Annotated in this window: 12 protein-coding genes and 1 tRNA gene; 3 read left to right on the forward strand and 10 right to left on the reverse strand. The window is 68.4% G+C overall.

The window, feature by feature from the left end:
• Positions 1-165 precede the first annotated feature (165 nt).
• A complete protein-coding gene (locus VFZ09_RS26300; RefSeq protein WP_329730415.1) occupies positions 166-2,112 on the forward strand; it encodes a hypothetical protein in 1,947 nt (648 codons plus the stop codon).
• A 129-nt stretch (positions 2,113-2,241) separates the two neighbouring features.
• Positions 2,242-2,327 (forward strand) — tRNA-Leu (locus VFZ09_RS26305).
• A gap of 47 nt (positions 2,328-2,374) precedes the next feature.
• On the opposite strand, the gene VFZ09_RS26310 is transcribed toward VFZ09_RS26305, so the two are convergent.
• From VFZ09_RS26310 to VFZ09_RS26350, 9 genes are all read right to left on the reverse strand, one after another.
• Positions 2,375-4,408, reverse strand: coding sequence for a hypothetical protein (locus VFZ09_RS26310; protein ID WP_329730416.1), 2,034 nt, complete (start codon positions 4,406-4,408; stop codon positions 2,375-2,377).
• The gene (locus tag VFZ09_RS26315) at positions 4,408-6,984 is read right to left on the reverse strand and encodes a hypothetical protein (protein WP_329730417.1); all 2,577 of its coding nucleotides are present in this window, start codon (positions 6,982-6,984) and stop codon (positions 4,408-4,410) included. Before VFZ09_RS26315 ends, VFZ09_RS26310 begins: the two co-directional genes overlap by 1 nt.
• 12 nt (positions 6,985-6,996) lie before the next feature.
• Positions 6,997-8,475: a hypothetical protein gene (locus VFZ09_RS26320; RefSeq protein ID WP_329730418.1), complete on the reverse strand. Its 1,479-nt coding sequence runs from the start codon at positions 8,473-8,475 to the stop codon at positions 6,997-6,999.
• Positions 8,456-11,731: a DEAD/DEAH box helicase gene (locus VFZ09_RS26325; RefSeq protein WP_329730419.1), complete on the reverse strand. Its 3,276-nt coding sequence runs from the start codon at positions 11,729-11,731 to the stop codon at positions 8,456-8,458. Before VFZ09_RS26325 ends, VFZ09_RS26320 begins: the two co-directional genes overlap by 20 nt.
• The gene (locus VFZ09_RS26330; protein ID WP_329730420.1) at positions 11,728-13,071 is read right to left on the reverse strand and encodes a protein kinase domain-containing protein; all 1,344 of its coding nucleotides are present in this window, start codon (positions 13,069-13,071) and stop codon (positions 11,728-11,730) included. Before VFZ09_RS26330 ends, VFZ09_RS26325 begins: the two co-directional genes overlap by 4 nt.
• Entirely contained in the window at positions 13,068-13,784 is a 717-nt protein-coding gene (locus VFZ09_RS26335; RefSeq protein ID WP_329730421.1) for a PP2C family serine/threonine-protein phosphatase, read from the reverse strand. The genes VFZ09_RS26330 and VFZ09_RS26335 overlap by 4 nt, the downstream gene beginning before the upstream one ends.
• Positions 13,772-14,428, reverse strand: coding sequence for a vWA domain-containing protein (locus VFZ09_RS26340; protein ID WP_329730422.1), 657 nt, complete (start codon positions 14,426-14,428; stop codon positions 13,772-13,774). The genes VFZ09_RS26335 and VFZ09_RS26340 overlap by 13 nt, the downstream gene beginning before the upstream one ends.
• A 223-nt stretch (positions 14,429-14,651) precedes the next feature.
• On the reverse strand, positions 14,652-14,945 hold the full coding sequence (locus VFZ09_RS26345) for a DUF4258 domain-containing protein (RefSeq protein ID WP_329730459.1): 294 nt from the start codon (positions 14,943-14,945) through the stop codon (positions 14,652-14,654).
• A gap of 152 nt (positions 14,946-15,097) precedes the next feature.
• The gene (locus VFZ09_RS26350; RefSeq protein WP_329730423.1) at positions 15,098-16,348 is read right to left on the reverse strand and encodes a sigma-54-dependent transcriptional regulator; all 1,251 of its coding nucleotides are present in this window, start codon (positions 16,346-16,348) and stop codon (positions 15,098-15,100) included.
• A gap of 198 nt (positions 16,349-16,546) precedes the next feature.
• Here VFZ09_RS26350 and VFZ09_RS26355 point away from each other — a divergent pair, with 198 nt between their 5' ends.
• The gene (locus tag VFZ09_RS26355; RefSeq protein WP_329730424.1) at positions 16,547-16,729 is read left to right on the forward strand and encodes a hypothetical protein; all 183 of its coding nucleotides are present in this window, start codon (positions 16,547-16,549) and stop codon (positions 16,727-16,729) included.
• Positions 16,730-16,939: 210 nt separating this feature from the next.
• Here the strand turns inward: VFZ09_RS26355 and VFZ09_RS26360 are convergent, their stop codons facing one another.
• Positions 16,940-18,370, reverse strand: coding sequence for an FAD-binding oxidoreductase (locus VFZ09_RS26360; RefSeq protein ID WP_329730425.1), 1,431 nt, complete (start codon positions 18,368-18,370; stop codon positions 16,940-16,942).
• Positions 18,371-18,508: the final 138 nt, after the last annotated feature.

An 18,508-nucleotide genomic window follows, 5' to 3' on the forward strand; every position in this document is an offset into this window, starting at 1 on the left:
TGGGAATGGAGCCGGGAGGCTGCCGCGCCAGGGGGGAGCCTTCAGGATATGTCACTTTCGCGCGACACAAGCACGGACGTCTGACTACCCGGGCTTTCCCGCTTCCGCCGCGTATGCTTGAACCCGCGTCCTGGCCTCATGCCGGGGCCGGCCAGGAGCGCGAGCATGAGGGAGCGGATGCGGAGACACGGGACGACGGCCTTGCTGTGGGCGGTGGCGCTGCTGGCCGCCTGCCCGGAGCCCGAGCGGCCGCTGGAGGTGCCCGAGGGTTGCAATCCGCTGGCGTCGGAGCACGACTGCCTCCTGCCGTTCCCCTCGGACTACTTCCTCGCGGAGGACGGGACGCTGCCCTCGGGCCATCGCGTGCGGCTCTCGGAGGCCGCGAAGCTGAAGACGAAGGAGGGGACGGGGTTCGACTTCACGGACCTGCACCCGGCGGACGGCTGGTCGCACGGGACGCAGATCCTCGCCCTCTTCCCTGGGGGCGTGGACGTCTCCAACCTCCCGTCGCTCCAGAGTCCCACGGCGGAGGCCAGCGGGGCCACGGTGCTGCTGGACGCCGAGCGGGGCGAGGGCGTGCTCCACTTCGCCGAACTGGACCCGCGTGCTCCGAGTGACGAGCGCCGGGCGCTCCTCGTGCGTCCCCTGGTGCGGCTGCGCGACCAGACGCGCTACATCGTGGCCCTGCGAGGGCTGAAGGCGAAGAACGGGAGCCCGGTGCCTGTCCCCGAGGGCTTCCGGCGCATCCGCGACGGCAGGACGGAGGGCGAGCCGCTCCTGGAGCCCCTCGCGCGGCACTACGAGGAGCGGATCTTCCCGGTGCTCGAGGCCGCGGGGATTCCGAGGGGGGAGCTCCAGCTGGCGTGGGACTTCACCACGGGGTCGGAGGAGAACGTGACCCGGGACATGCTGGACGTGCGACGGCTGACGATGGAGGCGCTGGAGAGCACGCCACCGGCCGTCACGGTGACGGAGGTGAAGGACGAGGTGGACGGGAACATCGCGCGGCGCATCACGGGGACGCTGCGCGTGCCGCTCTTCCTGGAGGGTGCGCAACCGGGAGCGCTGCTGGCGAGGGACGAGCGGGGCCGGGTGAGGCGCAATGGGGAGGCGGAGGTGCCCTTCACGCTGCAGATTCCGCGGAGTGTGTGGGGGCAGGGGGTGGCGCCGGTGCGGCTGCTCCAGTACGGGCACGGCTTCTTCGGGAGCCGGGCCGAGGCTGACTCCACCTTCTTCGTGAGGCCCTTCATCGACGGGGCGAAGCTGGTGGTGCTCACGGTGGACTGGTGGGGCATGTCGTCGGCGGACGCGCCGGTGGTGCTGAATACCATCGCGAACGACCCGGGCCGGACGCTGGGCTTCACGGATCGCGTGCACCAGGCGATGGCCAACCAGATCGCCGTGACCTACGCGGCGCGCACCACGCTGGGGGAACTGGAGGCGCTGAAGGACAACGGCGTGCGCGTGTACGACCCGGAGCGGACGTACTTCTACGGCATCAGCCAGGGCCACATCCTCGGGGGGACGTACCTGGCGCTCTCGCCGCACGTGGAGCGGGGCGTGCTGAGCGTGGGAGGGGTGGACTTCTCGCTGATGATGTTCCGGGCGAGGCCGTTCAGCCCGTTCCTCTCCACCATCGGGCAGGTGCTGCCGGACGCGCTGGACCAGCAGAAGTTCGCGGCGCTGACGCAGACGGGGTTCGATCGGATCGATCCCATCACCTACGCACCGCACGTGTTGGCGGACACGTACGCGGGAGGGCCCGCGTCGCGCCGGGTGCTGATGCAGTACGGGCTGGGAGATCCCTCGGTGCCCAACGTGGCCACCGAGGTGCATGCCCGAGCGCTGGGACTGGTGCAGCAACTGCCCGCCACGAAGCCGGTGCCGGGGCTCCTGGGGCGGGAGGGGGAGGTGGACGGCTCGGCGTTGGTGCAGTTCGACTTCAAGCTGCCGGAGCCCTTGCCGGGCACGGTGGCGGACCTGCCACCGCAGAACAACGCGGTGCACGATGGCGTGCGGCGAGACGCCGAGAGCCGTGAGCAGGTGGACCGATTCCTGATGCCCGGAGGAAAGGCCGAGGCCGTCTGCGGCGGTATCTGCTACGGAGGGTAGCGCCCCATTAGACGAGGGGATGGGAGCGGGAACTTCGGAGGGGTACGAAAGTGGGTACCCCGAGGGCCGCACGGGCGCGGCGGGAGTGCAATGTGGGGCGCGGGCCGGTAGGCTGGTGAGGTAGCGGACGCACGAGTGGCGAAACTGGCAGACGCAGCGGACTTAAAATCCGCTGGCCCGAAGGGGCCGTCCGGGTTCGATCCCCGGCTCGTGCATTCCAAAGTACCAGCCCCGGATACCCTCGACGAGACTCAGGGAGATGCTACCCGCGGCAGTGGGAGCACCCGCTTTGCGGACAGCGACTGCACCAGGTGCATCGGAATACGTGGGTCGATTCAGGGCCCCAGCAGGGCTCGGCCCAGAGATCTCGTCCGTAGTGCCGGTCCACCCATCTGGGAGGCAGCACATCTTCGTCAGGGGGCCGTCGGCATCCGGCGGGTTCCAGGACCGGGTACGCTGAGCGACACTCGCTTGAGCCACAAACGCGGAGTCCCCATTCCGACGAGCACTGCGTGCAGCGGCACCACCAGGACCACTGGTCCCAGCTCTCACCGCTCGCCGGCCTGGGCTCGAAGACACCCCGGCCTGTTTCGCAGACGGGACATCGAGTCCACGGCTCCAGCCGTTCCGCCTGGAGGCGCAGCTCCTCGAGATCATCGAGTGCGCGGAGTCTTCCCAGGTCAAATGCCCGGCGTGCCTTGTTGGCCTGCTGCTTCTCGCGTTCCAACTCGTCACGCCTGCGCGTGCACTCCTTCGAGAACCGCTGCTGCTCCGCTGCCTCCGGGGGCGAGATGATGGCGATGGTCTCTCCGTGGCGCTGTATCCACTGGGGAAGTGTCACGCCAGGGTCGGGGCGTACGACGGCCCGCAGCGGGTAGCCGGTGAGCCTGTGCGGGGCCTCCCAACCCCGGAGCATCCGGGCGACGCGCTCGACGGCATCCAGGCTCCACGGCGAAATGGGCTGCGCGCGAGGCCAGGCCCACCCCGCGAAGGCCCTGGTCGTTTCCTCCTCCACACCGTCCAGATCCTGCGGACGGCCGAGCGCGAGCACCACTGTGTCCACGGCATTTCCAGCATGTTCTCGGAGTTGGCTCCACAGGGCACGGGCCCAGTCCGGAGTCAGTGGTGCGAGCAGAGGGACGAGCCGGAGCGTGGCGTTCCTCAGCTCCAGGGTCATGGCGCCCTCGGAGCATCTCAGGCGGGCGTCACCCCATGGGCTCGAGAGTTCGACGACGGTGCAACGGGTGAGGACGGTGTCAGGTGGGGCCCGGTAACCGAGCTCGTGCAGGGCCCTGACCACCACGAGCTGCCCGAACGTTCCGAAGTGATGGCTCGCTGCTTGTCTCCGACGGCGGATCTCCTCACGTGTGGGGTGGGGCTCAGAGCCGTGCCGACCCCAGGCTCGCCAGAGCGCGGCGACCTTCCGGTAATGTGGGTCGCTCACGAGGATGTTCGTCGGCTGGAGGGCGCCGGGCACGGACTGATTGCGTGGGATCCTCTGGTACAGCGGGGAGTCGAGCAGGGCCTGGAGATCGCGTTCGAGCCGCTCGACGAGTCGGAGCGTCCGCTCCAGCTCGCGCATCATCACGTCGTCCGAGAAGTACCTCCCCCAGCGCGCGTAGAGACGGCGGCTCCGCCATCGGGAGCCCCGAGCCTCTTCACGGAAGTCGTTGCCCTCCTCGGCCATGCTCTTGAACCGGCTCAGCTCGTCCCGCCGCTTGCCCACCCAGCCGAGGAGGTTGTCCACGAGTCGGACCGCCACGCGGTTCTCGTAGAGGTTCCACTCGTCCTCGACCTGGGTAGCGAGGATTCGCGAGGGACGGATTCCCCGGAGAGTCCGGTGCTCCCAGTCCTCGGGGTGCGAGACCAGGGCGGCGGCCGCACGGGCCGGGGTACGGCGCGCCCGGCTCACCGGCAGCCGCTCCTCCTCGACGCGGAGGTGGAGTCGTGGCCGGTGACAGACGTGCTGCAGGTGCGCCAACTGCTGGATGGCCTCCTTCTCCAACGGGTGGAGTTGGGCCTTCTCATCGAGCTGGGGGACAAGCGGCAGGGTCTCCACCCACGTCATCCACGGTGCGCCGTCCAGCAGCGGTGCGGTGAGCCGTTCGAGCGCATGGAGATCGATGGCTTCGGGCCAATGACCGAGGAATGGCAGTTCCTCCAGTCCCTCCACGCCTCCCGGTACCAGCCGCGTCACCTGGGCATCGGGTCGCTCCTGGACATCGAAAAGGTCTGGCACCACGGGAGCCGGCGGAGCCGCCAGGTCGTGCCCGGAGATTCGCGAGCGGAATCGCATCAACCGAGCTCCTCGTCCTGCTTGGCCCGGAGTTCCCGATCGATGAGGCTCAACGAGCGCTCGGGTTGGCCATCGAAGCCCTTCCAACTCTTCTCCAGTTCCACTTGGAGCTCCTGGAGCGCTTTGGGACGCACGTCGTGCCGGTCCCGGAGCTTGCGCAGCACCTTGGTGTACAGCAGGTGGTCCATCGCCTCGCCCATGGTTCCACCCGCGGCCATCACGACGGGGACGAAGCGCTCCGCGTCACGTTCAAGCCGGTTGCCCCAGCCAAGCCGGAATCGCTTGTCCAGGAAGCCCGCGACGCCGTCCCGGGCCTGGAGCCACGTGCGGACCTTCTCCACTTCCGCTGCTTTGTCCCGACGGGCCGCGTCGAATGCCTGCACCAGCCCCTGATAAGACAGCGGCTCGCGCGGCGGTCGCTCCTTGACGGTGAACGAGTCCCGCTTGGGATCCCGGCGCGGCATCTCCATGATGTGGGCGCGGTCGTATGTCTTGTCGGCGAACTCGGTCGTTGTCTCGTCATGATTCGCGGTGCCCACGAACCAGACGTTCGGCGGGATGGGGAGGTGCCGTCCCTCCACCATCAAGCGGGGCGGCTCGGTGGCCGGATCATTGAGCAGTGTGAGCCGGCGCTTGTCCTCGGGCTGCTCAAGCGCTGAGAGGAAGTCCGCGAAGTACTGCTCCACGCGCGACAGGTTGATTTCATCCAGGATGATCAAGAAGGGGCGATCCGCGAAGGTCGGTGTCCCCGCGCGGTAGAGCGCCTGGAGGAAGTTCGTCGCGTAGTAGTGCCGGTGGAACGCGTTGAAGTAGCCGAGCAGATCCTGCCGATCGCGCCAGCCGGCCTGGACCTCCACGACCTCATGGCCATGCTTGTCGGCCCCCACCGCCTGGGAAAAGGCGAGAGGCAGGCTGGTCTTGCCGGTTCCGCTGATGCCCTGGAGTAGCAGCAGCCGGCTCATCGCCAGTCCGCCGAGGAAGCACCGGATGTCCCGCTCGCTGTAGTAGAGCGTCTTGTCCGGGTATTCCTTCGTCCGGAGGGCGACGGCGATGCGATCTCGCAGATCCGCCGCGAACTCCTTCAACGTTGGAGTGGACTGGCCGAGCGGACGCCAGGTGCGCAGGGGGCTCTGCCAGTCAGTGTTCCGGTCGATGGCGACCAGTGCCTCCATCGGGTTCCGCTTGTCATCCGCCTGGGTGTACTTCTTCACCTGGGCGTCCAGCTCGGCGATGGCGGCTTCCAGGAGCTTCTTGTTGGTCTCCAGCGCCTCCTTCTGCGAGCGGACGGTCTCCAACTCAACGGCGCCGATCCGCTGGCGGCCGATGCGTGCCTCCGCCTCGGCCAACTGCGACCGCAGCACGCTCCGCTCCTCAAGCCACGCCGACCGCTCCTTCTCCAACTCGGAGAGCCGCCGCGCCGATTGCTCGCCCAGACTCTCGCGAAGCTGGGAATGGAGCTCGGAGTTCTCTCGCTCCAGTTGTTGCAGGCGGTCGATGAGCTGCTGAGGATCCTTGCCGAGCCGCTGATCCACCTGCCGGCGAGACTCCAGGTCCTTCCAGTAACGGTCGCGGGCGGTCTCGGAGACCTTCAGCCGCTCGCGGAGTGCAGTGAGATCCGATTCCAGCTCGGCCACCTTTCCCGCGGCGAAGCGGGCGACCTTCGCATCGAACGCACGGCGATCCTCGTTGAGCAACTCCGTCTTCACGTGGAGTTCGGACTGCTCCGAGCGCAGGATCCGCTCCTTCGTCCGCAGATGCTCCTGGAGCGCTTGCAGTTCCTTGCGCTCCGCCTCGTTGTGCGCCCGTTGTCCTTCCCCCTCCGCCGCCAGTTGCGCCTGAGCCACCTTGCGCTCTTGCACGAGCTCCAACCGAAGCTCCTCCTGGGCCTGTTGCCTTCGCACGGCGAACTCCTTCTCGAAGCGTTGCCGCTCCGCCAGGAACTCCGCCGCCCGTGCCTCCGCTTCACGGCGCGCGCGCTCGTCGCGCTCGGCCATCCGCTTGCGCCAGTCCGCCTCGTCCGCGGACCGGCGAGCGTCCAGTGTGCTCTGGAGCTCGTCCAGCTCCTTGCGGAGTTCGGCAACCTGGGCATTCAGCCCCTCGACGATCCGTCGGCGCTCGGCGAGGAAGCCCTGCTCCGCGTTGCGTTCGCGCTCGGTGAGCAGGACTTCCTTGTCCAGCAATTGGCGCTCCTTCTCCGCCACTTCATTCAGCTTGCGCTTGTAGTGGTTCTCTTGTTGCTCGAGCCGGGTTTTCTGATCGCGGAATGCGCGGTCGCTCTCCTCGGCCTTCTTCTTCGCCTCCTTGGCCTTCTGTTCCGCTTGCTGGAACACGCCGTGCGCGCTCCAGGCCCGGCTGATCGCTTTCTGCAGCGTCATCCCCTCGGGAGGGGGCTCGATGTTGCTGGGGGGCTCGTCCGTCCCCAGGTCCGCTGCCTCCATCGTCAGCAGTTCGAGATCTTCCAGTTCGGGGGGCGTGGGCCGTGCCTCGACGGGCTGGGCGTCCGGGGCCGCGGGAGGCGGAGGGAGTGGCGTGGGTGCGGAAGCCGGCTCTTGCTTCTTGTCGTTGTGTTTCGCCATCGGAAGGTTTCCTCAATTCGGAAGCAGGTGCCGCACTGCCAGGTAGACGGTTTCGACGCACTCTCGGATCTGTTCAGGCCACTCCCGCGATGTGAGGGTGGGGCGCTGCCTCTCCGTTCCCTCATGCGCGGCCTTGTCCCGGATGGCCGCGAGGGCATCTAGCCGGTGCAGGAGATCGGGCACCTGATTCGCCGCGCGAGCCAACGGGTGTTTCGCGACGCCGGGCGTCCCGAGCAGTGCGAGGACGAGGAGCGGCCTCAAACTGCCGCTGCCGGACCGGTCCGCATGCTCCACCTTGCCGGCACGGACCCGGGCCAGCGAGGGGGGGAGTGGCGTCTGGAATCCCGTATCGGCGGCGAGCTGCTGGATGAGGAGCTCGTTCATCGCGATGGCGTTGGACAGGCGGGTCCGGCGCGGATGGGCCAGACAGAGCTCCTGGAACAGCCGCTCCGCGGCGCGTTGGGCCTTCACCGCGACATCATCCCACTTGTCATGCGGGGACCCGTCCAGTCCGGCCTCGAGCAACGTGCGCTGCATGGCGACCAATCGGTCGAAGAGCATGTCCCGCGTCCGGATGGCGAGGGTGAGCCGCTCCTCCACATCCCACGTCGCTTTTTCGGTCAGAGCCCGGAAGTCCTCCGACGCCGGGTCTCCTCCCGCGATGGCCGCGATCCACGGGCGGAGGCCGGACTGCACATCGAAGCGTCCCTCGACCCAGCGCCGCAGCCGTGGGCTGTCGCCGATTCCAAAGGGGTCGTCCATGTGCCAGTCCCCGCGCGCGTCGCGCCAAGCCCGCACCGCGAGCAGGTAGGGCGTAGGGGACTCCGACACCAACGAGACCCGCCGCACGTGCGGTGCGTCGGAGGCCTCGGGCTCGTTCTCCTCCCAGGCGTATTGCTTTCGATGGAGCCGGACGGCCTTGATGATGTCCTCCGCCCTGGGGCGGTGTATGTGCAGGGCCTCATTGCCGCGGGGGAGCACGGCGTAGGCATCGTCCCGGTGCGGGTTTCCCACGCTGCCGGACAGGAGCACGGGGTAGCCCGCCGCATTGGATTCGACATCCGCATGCGGGAGCTCACCCGTGTGGAATCGGGGCCACACCTCACCCGTGAATGGGTCCGTGAAGGTCCACCCCACGACCTGCTCTCCAAGCGGTTCACTCTCCTCGTCTTCCAGGGCGTGCACCCCTTGGGGCGTGAGGTGGCCCCGATGGTCCAACCAACCGTTTCCGTCGAGTTCCAACAGGACGCGGGCGGCGAGCTCCGTGCCGATGTGCAGCGCCGCGCCGATGTCCTCGGCCCGCGTCTTGCCCGCGCGGCAGAGGTTCAGGACGGCCCTCTGGAACAGGTTCAGCTTGCGCTCACGGGCTTGGGGCGCGACGACACGCCAGGCCCAGACCGGCCAGAGAAGCCAGCGAGGCTTCCCACTGTACTCCACGAAGGGGAGGGGGAAGCGGAGCACCGAGACCGTTTCAAGGGAGAACGACGCCATGGGGGCCCTCGCACATGGTCAAGAACTCGCGCAGCGGAAGCAGCGGCTCCGCATCGCGAATGAAATCCCGGTCGCCAGCGACGACCAGGAGCCGGTGCTGCCGGCTCATTCCCACGCACAACCGGTTGTCCAGGAGCAAGTGTCCGTATTTCCGCCGGAGCTGCTCGTCCGTCTCCGCGGGGAACTCATTGCTTCGGGTGACGGAGAGGAAGACGACGTCGAACTCCTTGCCCTGGAATGCATCCACAGTCCCCACTCGCAGCCGCTCGACGAACTCGCCGTGGTGATTCTCCGTGCGGCGCCACGCATCCGCGATGCGCCATCCTCCACTGTTCGTGGGCTCGGCCAGACCCTCGTGCACCAGCGCCTCGCCGATCTCGTCCACCTGGGCGGAGTAGAAGGTGATGATCCCGAAGGTGAGCCGTGGATCCACTTCGATCAGCCGACGGAGCTCTCTCGCAATGCGCCGGGCCTCGGACGGGCGTGATTTGCTCTGTCCGCGTCGCTCCCACCGGCCGGGTCCGCCCGGGACATCGAGCCAGGCCGCCACACAAGGCTGCTTTCCTTTCATGTACCCGGGCAGCGTGTGGGCGAAGTCCTCCGGCTTTCCGCCCGAAGAGACACATCCATCTCCCCAGCGCTCGTAGAACATCCGGCTCACGAAATCTCCGAGCACCGGGTGCATGCGGAACTGCATGTCGAGGGTGACGGTCCTCGGAATGCCGTCTTGGTCCTCGAGCTGTTTCAGGAGGAGCCACAGCCGCTCGAAAAGGCTGTGCTTGAGCGCATCCTGGGCTTCCCGGGCGATGTCTCCTTTCTCCACGGCGGAGGCCAGTTCACGTTCTACATCGGGCTCAAGCATGTGAGGCAGCTGCCGGTGGTCACCCACGAGAACCACACGCCGTCTGGCCATGCTCATGGGGATGAACAGGTCGAGCGGGTTGGCCCGTGCCGCCTCGTCCACGATGACCGATTCGAAGGTGACCGAGCCCACGTCGATGCCACGGGCGAGCTGCATGGGGCGGCCGGCGGCCTGCTGGCAGGTGGCTGCCAGTACCACCGTGTAGTGCTCCAGGGCCTGCTGGACGGCCAGAGGATCGTTCTCGAGATCCTCCAGGTACGCGGCCAGTGCCGAGTCCTCTCCTGAAGCGGACTGCTGCCGTTGGCGCTCCACGGTGTTGATGACGTCGATGAGCAGCGCCTGCGTCTGCTCGTCGAGCGTCGGGACCGTTGGGGCGGGAGGGGTGAGCAGGCGATCCTCCAGGGCCTCCTTCAGGGTCTGGCCCTCCTCCAACCAAGAGGGAGCAGAGGGCTCGGTCCACTCGGCGCAGCGGCGGAGGAAATCGGCCTCCGCCGGAGAGAGCACGGACTCCAGCCGGAGCAGGGCCTTGCGGGCCTTCGCGGGGCCATCGTCCTCGAAAGTCACCGCGTCCACCCGGATGCCTTTCGCCGCCGCCAGGCGCAGCTCGTGTTCTTCGAGATCGCCCTGGGTGACCGGGCGGGTCAGCTCGGCGATTCGCGTCTGGAGGCGATCGTGAAGCTTTGGCGGAAGGAGCTCTCCGAGCACGTCCTCCAGCTCCCGCAGGTGCCTGGCCATCTCCTCGGGGGCAACGGGCGCGCGCAGACAGGCCACCGCGATCCGGCGGGCACGCAGGTTGCGCTCGGATTCGGGGGCTTCACGCAGCTTGGCGCGGAGCCGCTCGATGCGATCCACCCGGAACTTCTCGACGGCATCGATGACGGCGCCGTCGTCCCCCCGCCGGGAGCCGACCTTCACCGGGGGCAGGCCGAAGACCTCGCTCCGCTGGACCACGTTCTCCACTGCGTCGTGTTGGGTACTGCTGACGAGGATCCGGTGCGACACCTCCTCCCCCTTTTCCGCCAGCTCCGCCAGCCGGCGCTGGAGCGCGGCGATGACCTTCGTCTTCCCCGTTCCAGGGGGGCCCTGGATCACCGCGATGTCCGGCGTGTTCAGCGCCACGTTGAGCGCCTCCCTCTGCCGTCCGGTGGGTTTCCCGCCAAAGGCCTGCAGCACGGCGGGGCTCTCTGCGGAGCGGCGCCTGAAGTAGGGCTGTGTCGCGGGGCGCCCCTCCAACAGGAGACCGAGCCGGGGCATGGGGCTGGTGCCCGTCCGTAGCTTCTGTTCGGCCGTCTCGCGTCGCTTCAGGCGTGTGCGGTCGCCAGCGAGCGACAGGTAGAGGAAGCCGCGAGGAGGTGGGAGGGGCTGATCCTCATCGTCCTCGGGAGCCCGGAGGTCCAGACGTCGCTGCGTCGTGTCCAGCCAGGAGAGGGGTGCGGAGAGGCGGCGCTGTCCCCGCTCCTTTCCCACGGAGCTCTCCAGGTTGTCCCAGGTCGGCGGCCTCTCCCCCGCCTCCAACTCGAAGCGGTCCGAATCAAGGAGGGTGGCCAACCGACTCTCCAATTCATCCACGTTCGCGAGGACGAAGCGCCAGCCCCCATCACGGCGCTGCTCGCAACGATCGTAGGGAATGGCGCCCACTGCGCGGGCCCGGCGCAGGATCGCCTCCCGCTCCAACTCGTTGTACGTGGTCCAGATGCGCAGGTAGCTGTCGTCCGCGCGGACCGCCTCCTCCAGCGCGTGGCGAGCTCCCGAGGCGAGTTCCGCCGTCGAGGACAGGTCCGTGAAGGACAAGGGCGCACACAGCAGTTGGAGCACTGCCGCGTCCATCCGGCCACCTTTGATCACGCGCTGCACGCGGAGCCGGTCATCCTGCCGCCGCACGTCGACGCTGATGTTGTTCCCGAAGATGCGAAACGCATCATCCGCGCCTTGGGGACCCCCGGAAATCACCGCCCGCCGGTAGGAAAGGCCACCCGTATCCAGTAGGAGCCGCTGCTCCAGCCACTGTGCCACCTCGGGCACGCCGCCGCCCACGCGGAACCGGACCCGGAGTTCCTCCAGCGCGGCGTCATCGATGCCGATGGTGATGGGCGTGCCGAAGCGGAGCTCGCGGGTGAATGCGTGGAGCTGCACGGTCACCTGCTCCGGGCTGGTGTGGGCGGCCCAGGCGACCATCGGGAGGTTGCCGCTGAGGTGCGTCAGCAGGGCCTCGTGCCTGCGTGAATCCACGCCGGTCACAGGCCACAGGTACTCGCGCCAGCGGAGCACCACCTCGTCGACCGTCTGCTGCAGCTCGACCTCCCCGCGCCGCGCCAACACGGGGTCGAATCGTCCAGTGACGGGTTTCACCTCGACCGAGCTGATGAGCCCGCCCCGAAGCTCGTCCACCCTCATCGGGCACCTCCAGAGATCACCGCCACCCGGTGCGGAGTGTCCACGGCGTCGAAATGCACCACCCAGCTCCGTTCCGGAGGCTCCAGGGGAAGGATGCGGCCCCGGCCGGAGATGGGCATGGCGTCCGCCACCTCCGCCTTGCCCGGTGGCGTCACCCAGATGGGGGCGGCATGTGAGCGCACCAGCACGCCGCGCTCCCGGCGCTCGAGGGTGAGCTCCACGGCGCGCGCACGGATCCCGGACTCACCCCGCGTGTGCCGCCGGGTCAATGGCACCGGCTCCCCAGCCATGGGCAGCCGAGCCACGGTCCCCATTGCCTCGACGATGCCGCGTTGGGGCTCCCAACGGTGGAGCCGCACGGACACCAGAGGGGGACGCGCGGTGTTGCACCAGGGGCATGTTTGGGCGGTCACGAAGAATGACTGCTGGCAGGAGGTGCAGCGGACCGTCTGGTCGGCCGCGAGGTGGAGACGCTCCACCCACCTGGCCACCCCCGGCCGCTTCAGGATGTCCTGCACGCTGTCCTCGAAGGTCTCGCGTGCCAGCGCGTGGAGTTGGGTGCCGAGCGCTTGGTCGCGTGCGATGCCGTGACTGGACCGATTGCGCTCGTCGGTGGAGTGATCCACCCAGGGGACACGTGCGGCGAAGGCGTCCTCCTCCAGTTCCGGCTCTCCCTCCATCACGAAGTCACCGCAGAATGGATGGATGAGCGTGAGCGTGTGGAACGCGAGCACCGCGAAGGACCAAGCATCGGACAACGAGCTCGGGCCCCGCGTACCCGAGACGAGCTCGGGCGCGCCGTACCCGGGGGTGTAGATGGCGCCCGCGAGATCACTGTCGTACCGGAGGTTGTCCAGGTCGATGAGCCAAGCCTCGGTCGCTTCGGCGGGGCCGGAGACGAAGACGTTGTTGTGCGAGATGTCGCCGTAGATGAGCCCGCGCGCATGCAGGCCGGCCAGGGCTTCTCCGGCATGGGCGAGCAGCCGCAAGCGGCGCTGGAGCCCGCCGGTGTCCAGGTACCAGCGCTCCACCGGCGAACCTCGCGGGGGCGCGATCAGCTGCCGGATGGGGACCATGTCCGAGAGGAACTCCGCCACGTAGCCCACGTCGGGCGGGCGGAGCAGGCTGAGCGGGCGCGCGACGTGCAGGTCGCGCACGTCCAGCCGCTTCACGAAGGCGATCTGCCGTCGGAGCCCCTCGCGATCCCTCGTGCGCGAGAAGAGCTTCACGATCTGCCGTCCGTTCCGGGTGAGCCACACGGCCCCCTGGGCCCCCTCTCCCAGGCGCTGGTCCAGCCCGTGGAGGGTTCCGTTCTCGTCGGTGACCACACGTTCGCTCATCGTGCTTCCCCCCACAGGAGGACGACCGTCTTGTCGTCGAGGTGTTTGGGCACGGGCCAGTCACGAAGCGCCCGTGCCAACCCCCGGCCCGGCTGCTGTCCGGGGGCGATATCCTCCAGGAGCCAATCCACGAAACCGGACCGCTTCTCCGGGAGCAGATCGTCCGAGACCCCATCGGAAGCCAGGAGGAGCGCCATTCCGTCGTTCAGCGGTCCCACCGGCTCCATGAGCCAGTCACGAAGCCCATGGGGAGTTCCGAGCGCTCGCGTCATCGAGCCGAAGGTAGAGCGCTCGGGTGTGAGTGCCCGGAAGGAGCCCGGGCCCTCGCGGACGCCGATGAGCCCGTCGCCGAGTTGAAGCGCCACGCCCGTTCCGTCCGGTCTGAGCGCGCAGACTAGGCACGTGGTGGCCGCGTCCTCTGGAGGAATCAGCCCGAGCCGGAGGCGCCAGAAGACCTCAATGAGCCGCACCAGATCCTCGGCGCTCCCTTGGGGGGCGGCGGCCCAGTGGCGCCAGGCGCTCCGGCAGGCGGCGACCGCCGCACGCGCGCCCTCCCGGGCCGCGGAGCGGCTGCCCATTCCATCAGCCACCACCGCGAGGGCGCTCCTGTCCCGGATACGTGCGTACCATGCGTCCTGATTGGGCTCTCCGGCCCGTGCGTGCGCGGGACCGCGGACGGAGGCTCCCACCATCCGGAGGCTCAAAGGTCCCATTCCTCCGCGGCGTCCACGTTGGGCGCGACGTTCGGGTTGGCGCTGCGGGAGCGGCTGGTGACGCTCATGGTGACCAGCCGGAAGAATTGACGGATCTGGCGCGCTTCGTCCGCTCGGAAGACCCGGGCCTGGGGATCGTGCAGGAAGGCGGAGAGCACCTCCATGTCCGCATCCGCGCCGATTCCCAGCGCCATGCGGAACGCCTTGCCTCCGCGCTCGCTGGCCAGTAGCTCATCCAGCGGCGCCTTCCAGTCATCTGTCGGCTGCCCATCCGAGAGGAGGACCAGGGTCGGCCGGTAGGACCTGCCAGGGATGGCGTTCCGATCCTCCACCAGCTGCTTCGCGGCCCGGAACGCGGCGCCCATGGGCGTGTCTCCCGCGGCGGGATGATCCGTCCAGACCGCGTTCGCCGCCGTGGCCAGAGGGACATGCTGGCGGACCGTGCCCTTGCCGAACGTCATCACCGCGACGTGGATTTCGGCGCGGAGATCGTCCTCGTCCTTGAAGGACTCCAGCATTTCCCTCAGGGACTGGTTCAGGGATTGGATCTTGCCGTCTGTGTTCATGCTGCCACTCACGTCGGCCAGCACGATCACGGGAAGTGGTCTCGCGTTGGGGACGGTCAGCTCCTTGAGCTTGCTCATGGGAGACTCCGGACTTCGGGGAGGAGGTGTGGAAGGGCGGGGCGCGGCGCTCGGGGACGGCGGACGTGGCGCCGGGGCGCGTCTGGGCTGGCGGGGGGCTGCGTCGGTGGGTGGGGAGGCGGCGGGTGGGGAGCGGGAACGCGGCCGGTAGTTGTCCGCGACGTACCGGCTGATGATGTCCTCGTAATACTTGGCGAACCCCATGCCATGTCCCTCCCCGTGCTCAGGCCGGCCGCCGCTGTACGCGGTCCCGCCATGCCGCCGGCTTGCGGTTTCGATACACCGTCAGCACGCGACCCGCGGGTGTGCAGACTACCTGAACGCCCTCGAAACCAGAGAGGTCCACTCCCCGCTCGGCCCAGTAGCGGCGCTCGCGCCAACCGAGGGTGAAGATCTCCGCGCCCCGGGTCCGGCGGCTTCGTCCGTAGGTCAGGGCCGCCTCGATGGCGGTCGTGGGAATGCACCGGGTCCGGCTCCGCTGCAGCGCGTGGTAGGTCATGACCTCCGTCACATCCATGGCGGACACCTCCTCGTCCGGTCGTGACCGGCACAAGGAGGTGCAGAGCGAGCCGCGTGCCACGCGAGGTGGACGAGGTCAGGCTCAAGGATTCCAGGAGGTTGGAGGTCGACGCGGCCCTTCCTCGGTGCCCAGGGCCTTCGCGGGCGGAATCAACCTTCCGGTGTTCCGGAAGGGTCCTTCCGGGCCCAGGTGCGGAGGGTCCTCTCTCCTACGTCCGCCACCCGGTCGATGGGTAGTTGGCGCTCCTTCGATACCCGCCGGAGCTCCGTGGCGAGGTACTTGCGGAGGTCAGCGAACAACTCCTCGGTCTGGATGGGACCCCGCTCGAGAAGAGGTTCTGGGAGCGGGCGGCCCTCGGCGAAGGCCCGGGCCATCATCCGGGAGGATTCTTCCGAGGGTGCCGCCGGGGCCTCCAGTGCCTCGAGCGCGTAGCTGACGGCCTCGGTCGGAGGCAGAGGCCAGCGGTCATCCGCCCGGGCCGCGAGGAACCGCCAAGCCACCCGGAAGAGATCGCGGATGTTGCCGGGCAGCGGGTGCGTCCGGAGTACCGCGAGCAGCCGGGTGCGCTCCTTCTCCGGCAGGGAGGCATACCGGCGATTCACCTGGGCGCGCCGTGCCGCCCCCATCAGCACCGCGTCCCACATCCAGTCGAGTTCCTCGGGAATGTCGCGGAGCGGGGGCAGGCGCAGCTCGAAGGCGCGGACGCGATCGAGGAAGTCTGGATCGATGCGCCGGGCCAGTTCGAGGGCCGGGAGGTTCGTCGCGGTAATCAAGCGGAAGTTCGTTTTCTCGAACTCGGTGGAGCCCAGTCGCTGGAACCTGCCTTCCTCGACGGCCTTGATGAGCAGGCGCTGGAGATCGTGGGAGATGTCGCCCAACTCATCCAGGAAGAGCGTGTCTCCATCCGCGGTGTGCAGCAGTCCTTCGCGATCTCGGTCCGCGCCCGTGAAGGCGCCCTTGCGGTACCCGAAGAGCTCGGTGCGCATGGTTTCGCTCGTATACTGGCCGCATGCGATGGCGGGCCAAGCCTCGTCCAGGGCTGCCTTGCGGTAGGGGCTGGCCGCGCGGATCCACGCCGCGAGCGTGGTCTTGCCGGTGCCACGCTCGCCCAGGATCAGGACCGGGACCTTCAAGGCGGCGACACGCTGCGCTTCACGGAAGACCCGAATCAGTGCCTCGGAGCGGAAGTGGGCCGGGTCCCACCGGATGACCTCGTCCTGCGTCGAAGCCGTGCGCGGCCGCGTTTCTTGATAGCGCTTGTAGAACGTGTCGATTCCGACATGCACTGGGCTCACCAGGGATCTGCCCTGGTGACGATCTTCCTGCCGGAACGACTTCACGAGCCGGAAGGGCGCATCGATGAACCCCGTCTCGGCCATCAACACCCAGACGGTGTGCATGGAGGGGGTTCCAGGAGAGACGTGGACGACCAACTCGCGTCCCGAGAACTTGCGGCGCACTTGCGGAAGGCGTTCGCGAAGGAACTCGAAGAGCGCAGAATGATCCGTGGGATCCGCGCCATTCCATACGATCGGGTGCAGGCGTAACGTGGGGCAGCGCTCCGCCAGGGCGGCCACGAGATCCTCGTACACGCGCGTATGAAATTCCGCTTCTTCACCTCCCTGGCGGAGGAATACGGCATCGGTGATCCGGCCGGCGTACTCCGAGCCCGGATCCGCGAGCAGGGAGAGCGTGGGGCCGTTGACGTGTTTCCCGTCGACGAGCCGATAGGAACGATCTCGGTTCCGTTCGAACGGATCATTGTTGACCGCGATCCATGAGACGAGGACGGGTTCACGTCCGCTCGTATCCACCAGCGTCGAGGAGGCCATTGGAGCGCTGACTTTGGCACCTGGAGGGTCCCCCCGTCAGCAGCTTCGGGTTCGGGCCTCACCACTACCAGGATTGAGCCTGCCCCTATTCCGATGCTCTTCCGCAGTTTGTGTGCGCCCTGCGCTCATGCGACTGGATGAACGGTAACGCCTCGCTTTTCAACCCGCCCGCGCGAGCAGGGGCGAGCCCTGCCCGGGGCTCGTCAGCCGCCGCCACTGGTCCGTCTGGAGGACGTTCTTCGGGTCCACCCTCGCCTTGAGCGCCAGGAACTGCTCGATGGCCCCCGGCTCGTGGTTGGCGCGGAACTGCTCCGGCGTGAGCACGGAGTCCTTCGCGTAATAGAAGCGCCCCCCATGGGCGAGCACGTGGTCCGCCAACTCGCGGCAGAGCTTCCACAGGCGCTCGCGGTTGGAGCCCGTCACGGAGAAGTCGAGCGCCAGCGAGTACCCATCCACGTAGTAGCTCATCAGGAACGGGGCCGGCCGGTGCCGCTTGAGCACCCCGAGGTACGGAACGAGCCCCTCGCGCTGGCAGCGCTCCAGGATGTGCGTGTAGACGGCGTGGGCCTGCTCCCTGGGCACGAACGGCTGGAACTGCAGCAGTCCCCCCGGCAGCAGGGCCTTCTTCCAGCCCGGCACGTAGTCGAGCAGGAAGTGGAACGCGCCATGCGTCTGCAGGTACGCCGGGCGGCTCGCCTCGCGGATGCCGGCGTAGAACTTCGCCATGTTCACCCAGCGCATCGCCCGGCCGTGCACCGTCAGCCACAGCCCCGGCCACAGCCAGGCCAGTGGCACCACGCCGAACGCCCGTCCAGGCACATCCTGCCGGGCAGGGGAGAGGAACGGATCCGGGTTCTCCTGGGCCGGCACATGCCGCGCCAGGTGCAGCAGCCCGCGCCCGAGCCGGGAGCCGCGCGCGAAGCAGTCGATCCACCCCACCATGTAATCGGAGTCGGCCTGGGAGGTGTCGAGCGCCTGCATCGCCTCGCCGAGGTCCCGGGTGCTGCGCGCGTGCACGAGCAGCCGCCCGGAGGACACGCGCTTGAGCTGGAGCTCGACCTCGAGGATGCACCCGAGCAGCCCCATGCCTCCAATGGCCGCGTGGAACAGGTCCGCGTTCTCGGTGCGGCTGCAGCGCAGCTCCTCACCCGAGGGCGTCAGCAGGCGGAAGGAGCGGACGTACTCGCCGAACGAGCCGACCTTGTACTGGTTCTTCCCATGGATGTTCATGGACAGCGCGCCACCGATGGTGACGTGCATGGTGCCGGGCACCACATACGGCCAGAAGCCGTGGGCGATGCTCATGCGCCACAGCGCCGCGATGGTCACGCCGGGCTCCACCCGCGCGATGCCCTCCGTGCTGTCGAACTCCAGGATGCGATCGAGCCGGCCCAGCTCGACGACGGCGCCCCCGGTGTTCAGGGCCGCGTCCCCGTAGCTCCGTCCCCCGCCGCGAAAGGCCACCGTCTCGCCGCGGCCGCCCGCCGTCACCATCAGCTCGGCCAGCTGCGCCGGGCCCTCCACCCGGTGCACCAGGCCGCGGCTCACCGTGGACTCCCCCCAACCTCGAAGCTCCTCGTTCTCGTGCATCGCTCGCTCTTCGTCTGGGCTGGCTCTCCGCTCGCCAGGCTCCGGGTGGTGCATATCCCGCCCGGGCCCCTCCAGGCCCGCCCCTCGTCACCGGCGGGGGCTTCCCGCTCCCCCAGCAGGCAGTCAGGTGGGTATCCA

The sequence above is a fragment of the Archangium sp. genome (genome assembly GCF_036277355.1).
In the GTDB taxonomy this organism is placed as follows: Bacteria; Myxococcota; Myxococcia; order Myxococcales; family Myxococcaceae; genus Archangium.

What these genes read in the sequence shown, in the direction of transcription:
- VFZ09_RS26300 (WP_329730415.1), top strand. Translation starts at nt 166, where the DNA reads ATGAGGGAGCGGATGCGGAGACACGGGACGACGGCCTTGCTGTGGGCG.
- VFZ09_RS26310 (WP_329730416.1), bottom strand. Translation starts at nt 4,408, where the DNA reads ATGCGATTCCGCTCGCGAATCTCCGGGCACGACCTGGCGGCTCCGCCG.
- VFZ09_RS26315 (WP_329730417.1), bottom strand. Translation starts at nt 6,984, where the DNA reads ATGGCGAAACACAACGACAAGAAGCAAGAGCCGGCTTCCGCACCCACG.
- VFZ09_RS26320 (WP_329730418.1), bottom strand. Translation starts at nt 8,475, where the DNA reads ATGGCGTCGTTCTCCCTTGAAACGGTCTCGGTGCTCCGCTTCCCCCTC.
- VFZ09_RS26325 (WP_329730419.1), bottom strand. Translation starts at nt 11,731, where the DNA reads ATGAGGGTGGACGAGCTTCGGGGCGGGCTCATCAGCTCGGTCGAGGTG.
- VFZ09_RS26330 (WP_329730420.1), bottom strand. Translation starts at nt 13,071, where the DNA reads ATGAGCGAACGTGTGGTCACCGACGAGAACGGAACCCTCCACGGGCTG.
- VFZ09_RS26335 (WP_329730421.1), bottom strand. Translation starts at nt 13,784, where the DNA reads ATGGGACCTTTGAGCCTCCGGATGGTGGGAGCCTCCGTCCGCGGTCCC.
- VFZ09_RS26340 (WP_329730422.1), bottom strand. Translation starts at nt 14,428, where the DNA reads ATGAGCAAGCTCAAGGAGCTGACCGTCCCCAACGCGAGACCACTTCCC.
- VFZ09_RS26345 (WP_329730459.1), bottom strand. Translation starts at nt 14,945, where the DNA reads ATGGATGTGACGGAGGTCATGACCTACCACGCGCTGCAGCGGAGCCGG.
- VFZ09_RS26350 (WP_329730423.1), bottom strand. Translation starts at nt 16,348, where the DNA reads ATGCACACCGTCTGGGTGTTGATGGCCGAGACGGGGTTCATCGATGCG.
- VFZ09_RS26355 (WP_329730424.1), top strand. Translation starts at nt 16,547, where the DNA reads ATGAAATTCCGCTTCTTCACCTCCCTGGCGGAGGAATACGGCATCGGT.
- VFZ09_RS26360 (WP_329730425.1), bottom strand. Translation starts at nt 18,370, where the DNA reads ATGCACGAGAACGAGGAGCTTCGAGGTTGGGGGGAGTCCACGGTGAGC.